The organism is Sphingomonas sp. LH128, from assembly GCF_000293195.2.
GTDB lineage: Bacteria > Pseudomonadota > Alphaproteobacteria > Sphingomonadales > Sphingomonadaceae > Novosphingobium > Novosphingobium resinovorum_A.
The window spans coordinates 1-2426 of record NZ_ALVC01000475.1 but is presented as its reverse complement, the minus strand read 5'-3'; the positions used below and the strand labels follow the sequence as shown (position 1 = coordinate 2426).

Here is a 2426-nt window from a genome sequence, read left to right as displayed (position 1 = left end):
GCTGCGCGACGGGGAGGATCGATGGGTTGAACTCGGAGCGATTCGGTCGTATTAGAGCCTTTGCGGGCCGGGCCCCTCTGGCGCGGCGTGATCGGGAACTTCCCTCACGCCTCGTGATGTCGGACCGCATCGGGTGATACCGGTGCAGGTTCAGCATTGTTTTCTTACGCAACCCCAGCGCCGCTCATCCGATCGAACTTCAACCCGTTCGATAGGGATACGATAATGACCGAACGCATGTTCCGCCTGCTAGAGCTGCACCAGAAGCTCGACGCCGCGATCCGCCGCATGAAGACAGGCCGCCACAAGGACCCGCTGGAGGTCGCCCGGCTGATGAAACGGAAAACCAGGCTCAGGGACAGGATGGCGCGGCTGCTGCCGCCCGCGCGCGCACTCGCCAGCCTGTAACCCGCGCGCCGGCGCGCTTTCCTCCCCCGATCCTGCGCGCCGGCGCCTCCGTTTCCCCCTGAACAGGGCACGTCATCATGGAATTTCTCTTCGCCGACTGGCTGGGTACGCCCGCCTGGTTCTGGCTTTCGTTCGCGGCCGTCGTGCTGCTGCTCACCGCCTTCGACCTCGGCGTCCTGCACAAGGACGACAAGGAGATGGGCATCGCCGAATCGCTGAAACTGTCGGTGTTCTACATCGGCATCGCCATGATCTTCGGCGCGTGGATCTGGTGGGCCAAGGGCTCCGCACCGGCGATCGACTATTACACCGGCTACTTCATCGAGAAGGCGCTTTCGATCGACAACGTCTTCGTCATATCGATGATCTTCGGCTACTTCGCGATCCACCCCAAGTACCAGTATCGCGCGCTGCTGTGGGGCATCCTTGCCGTCATCGTGCTGCGAGGGGCTATGATCGCGGGCGGCGCGGCGCTGGTCGCCCATGCCCACTGGGTCATGTACCTGTTCGCCGCCTTCCTGATCTTCACCGGGATCAAGATGCTGTTCACCAGCGACCAGGACCCGGACATCGGCAACAACGCCGCGATCCGCTGGATCTCGCGCCACATGCGCGTGACCAAGCAGCACCACGCCGAGCACTTCTTCGTGAAGGAGGCCAACGCGAAGGGCCACCTCGTCTGGGCAGCGACGCCGCTGTTCCTGGCGCTGGTGGTGATCAACCTGGCCGACCTGGTCTTCGCGATCGATTCGGTGCCGGCGATCTTCTCGATCACGACCGATACCTTCATCGTCTACACCTCGAACATCATGGCGATCCTGGGCCTGCGCGCGCTCTACTTCGCGCTGGCGGCGATGGTGCATCGTTTCCACTACCTGAAGTATGCGCTGGCGCTGGTGCTGGTGTTCATCGGCGGCAAGATCCTGATCGCCGACTTCGCGCTGGGCGGCGCGAAGTTCCCGCCGCTCGCGAGCCTCGGCATCACGCTGGCGCTGATCGCGGGTGGGGTGGGCTGGTCGCTCTGGAAGACAAGAGGGGAAGAGACGGCGCAGTTGCCGAATTGATCCTGCTTTGTTGACGATCCGGGCGGCGCGCCAATAAGCAGGTGCGCCGCCCGCGCCATGCCGCTAGGACGCGGGCCATGAGCACTGCTCCCGCCCTGTCCGTCCCCGAAGTCCGACCCGGCCATGACTGGACCGCGCGCCATCTCCTCGCGCTGCTGGCCGCCAACGTCGCGCTGGCGCTGGGGGCATGGCTGGTGCGGCTTGCCGATACCGGGCCGGTCGCCGCCGGGTTCTGGCGCCTGACCCTCGCGCTGCCGGTGCTCGTGCTGCTCGCCGGACGTGAGCCTGCGGTGCAGCGCAGGATGTCGCCGGGGGTGATCGCGCTGGTCATGGCGGCGGGGGTGTTCTTTGCCCTGGACCTGGCCGCCTGGCATTTCGGCATCGTGCGGACAAAGGTGGGCAATGCCTCGCTGTTCGGCAATTCGGGCAGTCTGATCGTGATGGTCTGGGGTCTTGCCACCGCCCGGCGCGCGCCGCGCGTGCTGGAAGTCAGCGCCATCCTCGCCGCGCTGGCGGGAGCGGGCTTGCTGATGGGCGGATCGCTGGAGATCAGCCGCACGAACCTCGTCGGAGACTTGTTCTGCCTGCTCGGCGGAGCCTTCTACGCGGTCTATCTCATCATGCTGAACGGCGTGCGGCAGGGCAGGGGGCAATATTCGCTGCTCGCCGTCTCGACCGCCGCGAGCGTGCCGGTGATGCTGCTCGCCGCGGTGCTGCTGGGCGAAGTCATCATGCCGCGCGACTGGACGCCGCTGGTCGCGCTCGCGCTGTCGAGCCAGCTGATCGGGCAGGGTTTCCTGATCTACTCGCTGCGCCATTTCACACCGCTGGTGATCGGCCTCGCGCTGATGGCGCAGCCGGCGCTGGCGGCCACTGTCGGCTGGCTCGCCTTCGGAGAGACGCTGGGCACGATCGACGTGGTCGGCATGGTGCTGCTCGCCGTGGCGCTGGCGA

General features: G+C 66.0%; 3 protein-coding genes. All 3 read left to right on the top strand.

The window, feature by feature from the left end:
- The first annotated feature begins 225 nt into the window (after nt 1–225).
- Nucleotides 226–408: a YdcH family protein gene (locus LH128_RS28735; RefSeq protein WP_008833220.1), complete on the top strand. Its 183-nt coding sequence runs from the start codon at nt 226–228 to the stop codon at nt 406–408.
- Nucleotides 409–485: 77 nt separating this feature from the next.
- Entirely contained in the window at nt 486–1472 is a 987-nt protein-coding gene (locus LH128_RS28730; protein WP_008833219.1) for a TerC family protein, read from the top strand.
- Between the two features lie 77 nt (nt 1473–1549).
- A partial coding sequence (locus LH128_RS28725) for a DMT family transporter (RefSeq protein ID WP_008833218.1) occupies nt 1550–2426 on the top strand: 877 nt, incomplete at its 3' end.

Excerpts from the sequence above, each read along its gene's own strand:
- LH128_RS28730 (WP_008833219.1), top strand. The coding sequence starts at position 486 with ATGGAATTTCTCTTCGCCGACTGGCTGGGTACGCCCGCCTGGTTCTGG.
- LH128_RS28735 (WP_008833220.1), top strand. The coding sequence starts at position 226 with ATGACCGAACGCATGTTCCGCCTGCTAGAGCTGCACCAGAAGCTCGAC.